At 58.2% G+C, this 5,084-nt stretch carries 3 protein-coding genes; 2 read left to right on the forward strand and 1 reads right to left on the reverse strand.

Features of this window, described 5'->3' with window-relative positions; translation table 11 throughout:
* Positions 1-2,216: hypothetical protein (locus VMJ32_00080; protein HTQ37393.1), on the reverse strand; the 2,216-nt coding region annotated here is incomplete at its 3' end.
* Positions 2,217-2,711: 495 nt separating this feature from the next.
* Between VMJ32_00080 and VMJ32_00085 the strand changes: the two genes are divergently transcribed.
* Together VMJ32_00085 and VMJ32_00090 are read left to right on the forward strand one after the other, a co-directional pair.
* Positions 2,712-3,944, forward strand: coding sequence for a trypsin-like peptidase domain-containing protein (locus VMJ32_00085; GenBank protein ID HTQ37394.1), 1,233 nt, complete (start codon positions 2,712-2,714; stop codon positions 3,942-3,944).
* An 8-nt stretch (positions 3,945-3,952) separates the two neighbouring features.
* On the forward strand, positions 3,953-4,999 hold the full coding sequence (locus VMJ32_00090; GenBank protein HTQ37395.1) for a serine hydrolase domain-containing protein: 1,047 nt from the start codon (positions 3,953-3,955) through the stop codon (positions 4,997-4,999).
* The last annotated feature ends 85 nt before the right edge of the window (positions 5,000-5,084 follow it).

Genomic DNA, 5,084 nt, shown 5'->3' on the forward strand with positions numbered 1-5,084 from the left:
AGCATCGTGGTGGGGTCAAGACTGGCATCTTTCAATGCCGCATCGTCAAATTGAATGGGAATATGGTGCTTGTCGGCGATATATTGCATCACATCGCTCAAGGGCATACCTTGGGGATTATCTAAGGTTGTTCTGTCCTCCAATGCTTTAATAATGGCCTGTTCCGCAGGCTTTGAGCCCAACAAATCCAGGGACGTATACTTGGTGATCCGCCCGCCGACGTGATTATTTTCGTCGCGGCTGATTTTCCGCCAAAACGCCGCGTCGGGATATACAATCGGCGGGGAGTCGGGGAACGGAATGTGCGACACATCGACTAAATGCATGGTGTCCATGAAATTCCGTTCCGCGGCATCGCGGACCGCGGCATTTTCCACGTTGTACTGGGTGTACTCCGAAAACGCGGGCGCGGTGGTGGCCGCGGCGCGACGAAATTCGTCGGCCGCATCACGCCTGGCCGCTAGCAATTGCTCGTTCATCACCTGGTCGGCGTTCTGATAACCCTGCTCCACCAGCGAATTGAAACGGTCGATGAGCCCCTTCAGCCGCTCTTCTTTGACCACCAAATTTTGCAATACTCGTGTACGGTCCCGCGCTTCTGCCGCATTTTGCTCGCGCTGGACGTCGGCCGCTTCTTTCTCGAAGCGGCGCTCGGAGGCTTGCTCCATCAACGCGGCAAGCTGGCTACGCAGGTCGGCCCGTTGATCGCTGGACAACTCCGGGACGCGAAGCACGCGGTCCATGAGCAGCTTCAGGTTTTCTAAAACCGCAGCCGGATCGGTAGCCATTTGATCGCGGGCCTGATTCATCGCGACAGTGGATTCGGTCATGACCTTTTGTTGGACCACCCGCTGCGCTTGTTCCACGGAATTCAGCAGATCACCCGCCTTCGAATCATCGCCGCTGGCATCAGCGGGAACCGGTTTTTCAGCAGAAACCGCGTGCACCGCACCGTCCGGCGCACCGCCGGATTGCGCCACCGCATCGGCGTGCAATGCGCCGCTGTCGATCGATTGCTTGAGCACCAGCGCGTTGGAATTCAACGGGTCGCGCTTGAGCGCTTCGTCGACAAACCGCTGGGCTTGCTTGACGTCTCCCTCAGCAGCCGCCTGACGTCCTAATTGCGCAAAAGTGTGGGCGCCCATGTCCGAGACGCGCCGGGCCGCCGCCAAACCTTCCGAACCTAACGTGGGCAAGCGACGCCCGCCGTCGTTCTTCGCGAAATCGACCCATTGGGCCAAATAGGCGTTATCGTCGCTGGGCTTCGTGGCCTGCACGTCCCATTTCAACTCGACCGGTTTGCCGGCGCATTCGCCTTTGATCTCCACCGCGAACGTTCCGTCGGCCTGGCCGGCACCCAACAAAATCGTGTCACGATCGGTCCGCAAAGGGGGTGTGTTGGTGGGATACACTTCCGCCAACGACTGGGGCAGTTTGCGATCGGTGGGCCAGATAACGGGTTCGTGCACGGCTTGGGCGAATTGTGCGCCCACTTCGCGGCCGGCAATTTTATCGCTATCGAGCGTAACGATCCCGCCGGTTTGATTCGCCAGCGCGGCCAAAACGGCGCTGTTATCTCCCGGGCCCACGACAAAGCTGTTGATCGAAACGTGATCTTGAACCAACTGATCCACCACGTGATTGACATCTTCGCCGATCAGATTGGCATTGCTTTGCCCATCGCCGATGTATAAAGCGGCACAAGATTCGGCGCCTTTGGCCGCCGGAGCGTCGGCGGCATAGCTGGCTTGCACTCCTTTTAGCGCCGCTTCCAAATCGGTTGCGCCCAGCGGCACACGCTGCTCTAATTGCTTCAAAGCGGCTTGCATTTCCGGCCCGCGCGGCGAGACGAACGATTTGGTCATTTCGACGGCATGCAAATCGACGGCCATGAGCTTCACACGGTCGTTATCGCTTAGCGTTGCCAGCAGGCCGCGGAGCATTTCCAAGCCCTTTTCGCGATACGGCCCCACTTGTCGCGCCGAAGTGTCGAACAGCACCACGACTTCACTGGAATTGGCGGCCGGCAAAGTCACCTGAGGCATTAAGCTCAACGCAAAATACGAAGTCCCATCCGGCTTGGCATAGGCATCGAAGCGCGCCCCGTTGGGGACGGAGTTGTCGGTGGATTGAGGCGTGGCAGACAAGACCAAGCTTGTCCCGACCACAAGTAGGGCCAGTGCCATCAGCAGGAACCTGCCAGGGGTTCGCAACATGATTTGTTACTCCAGCGCAAAAAACAATTGCGCAGACTTGCGCCGTGTTCCGGTACCGACGCCGATGGTCCACGCGGAATGTACGTATCTCGCAGAAAATCGCCCACCGTGGCCCGCCGCTGGAGCCCTCCAGCGGAATAATCCTATTGTATTCACTCGCCTAGCCTTACGCTACGAGATTTCCCCATTTTTACATACGCCTTGAAAAAGCCGAATTCCGCCGGGGGAAGGTGCGATTTGCGGTTGACTATTGAAGCGATTGATACCTTCCCGGTGCCAAGAGCTTTGGTCGCCGAAATATCGAGCAGGCCGATGCGCAATCTAATTCAACCGCCTTTATGAACCATAAAGAAACCCCTACGCCATAACGGCTTCCGCGCTGCAAACTCGCTGATATCCGCCCTCCACATCTGCCGTATAATCAGATATTCTCGATGGCAAGGATTGACCGCCCATAACACACGCATCACTCTTCACGCTTATTTGTCCCGCGCCATGCGAAACACACACATTCTGTCCTTGTGTTTGATTTCTGCAGCAGCCGGCGCTGTGGCAGCCAGCATTTGGTGGAACACGCCCAGCCTGGCCCCGGCGGTCCATGCCCAAGAGCCCCCACGGGCGCAAGCCGGCGATCCATCTGGATTTCCAGCGCCCCGATTGCCCGCCACCAATCGCCCTGGCGATGCGAATCGCACGCCGCTGGCGCTGGGCCCGGCGCCAACGCTGGAAGGGGCCGAAGAACTCACGCCGGAGGAGCGCGTGAATGTGGCCGTGTACGAAGGCTGCAACCGCAGCGTCGTGAACATCAAAACCGAAGCCAGCGGCACAAACATGTTCTTGCTCGACGTGGTGCAAGAAGGCACCGGCTCCGGCTCCGTGCTCGATCAACAGGGCCACATTCTCACGAATTATCATGTGGTGGAAGGCGCGAAGGAAATCCAAGTCACGCTGTACGACAGTAAAGACTATCCGGCGCGTGTGGTGGCGAAAGACGCGTCCACCGACGTGGCCATTTTGAAAATCGATGCACCCCCGGATTCGCTCTTCCCGGTCCACTTTGGCGATTCCACGCGGTTGAAAGTGGGCCAGCGCATTTACGCGCTGGGAAATCCGTTCGGCCTGGAGCGCACGTTGACCACCGGCGTGGTGTCGAGCTTGGACCGTACGCTTCCGTCGCGCAGCAACCGCACCATTAAATCGGTCATTCAAGTGGACGCCGCCATCAATCCCGGAAATTCCGGGGGCCCCCTGTTGGATACCCACGGCCGGCTGATCGGCATGACCACCGCCATCGCCAGCAGAACCGGCCAAAACACGGGCGTGGGGTTCGCCATTCCTTCCAGCGTGATTGCCCGCGTCGTGCCGGAGCTGATTGCCACCGGCCACGTCACTCGGCCAGACACCGGCATTGCCAAAGTCTACGAAACGGACAAGGGACTGCTGATTGCCGCCGTGCAACCGGGGGGTCCTGCCGATCAGGCAGGCTTGCGCGGCTTCAAGATAACAAAAACGCGAAAACAACAGGGCTTCTTTACCTATGACGTGCAATCGATAGACCGCAGCGCCGCGGACATCATTACTGCCGTGAACGGAAAGCCCACACTGACGGCCGACGATTTCCTATCCGTGGTCGACAGTTTTCATCCCGGCGACGACGTCGACATCACCATCATCCGCGACGGCCATGAAACCCAAATCCGTGTACACCTGGCGGCGGGTGATTCTTGAAACATGCCGTGATAATCGCCGCTGCGGTTTTCCTCTTCGCCGGGCAAGCGGCAGCGGTGGAACCGGCCACGTTGGATGATGTGCTGCACCAGCGTGCCCAGGCGTTCGTCGAAAATACGTTGTTTGGAGTGGCTGTAGGTGTGTTCGAGAGCGGCACGGAGCATACCGTGTTTGCGGGCCATCAATCGATTGGTGGCCCGCCACCGGATCAAAATACGCTGTTCGAACTCGGATCCGTCACTAAAACGTTCACTGGCCTGCTGCTGGCCGACGCTGTTGGGCGCAACGAGGTAAAACTCGACCAGCCCATTGCGGAGTTGCTGGGACCCAACGCAAGCGTGCCGAGGTTTGACGATCGCGAAATTCATTTGGTCGATTTAGCAACGCAAACATCGGGCCTGCCACGATTGCCCACCAATATGGGCCTGCTCGTCAATCCATTGAATCCCTACTCCGGTTATACCGTGGATGATCTCAACAAATTTCTTGCGAAATACAAGTTGGAACGGGAGCCGGGCAAGGAATACGAATATAGCAATCTGGGCATGGGCCTATTAGGCAACGGTCTGGCAACACGTGCCGGCAAAACGTATGAGGAACTGGTGCAGCAGCGGATTTGCGGTCCGCTGGGCATGACCGACACGGTGATTGCTCTTTCCGATGCTCAGACCTCACGCATGGCAAGCGGTTTTGATTTGCTCGGCCTGCCGACCATGCATTGGGATGTGCCCGCGCTGCCCGGCTGCGGAGCCATCCGTTCGACCCTGCACGACATGCTGATTTACTTAAGGGCCAATCTTTCCCCCGACTCCACACCGCTGGCGAAAGCCATTGCCCTTTCGCACGAGCCACGTTTTAAGATCAGCAAATCGGACACCAAGCCGGCGAAAAAATTGGAAATCGGCCTGGCCTGGCACATCACGACCGAGGGAGATAACAAAATTATTTGGCACAACGGCATGACGGGAGGCTACTCGGCGTTGGTTGCGCTCGAGCCGGATGACCCCTTCCCGATTTCAGTACCAGTGTCTGTGAGAGAATCGGTTAGGGTTTAGTTCGCGTGTTGAGTCGGAGGGAAGGGCGTAGCCCTGACCGGAGACTCAACACGCGGCGCGGCTGGGAACGCCCCAGCCTGTCGAT

It is taken from the genome of Pirellulales bacterium, assembly GCA_035499655.1.
GTDB lineage: Bacteria > Planctomycetota > Planctomycetia > Pirellulales > JADZDJ01 > DATJYL01.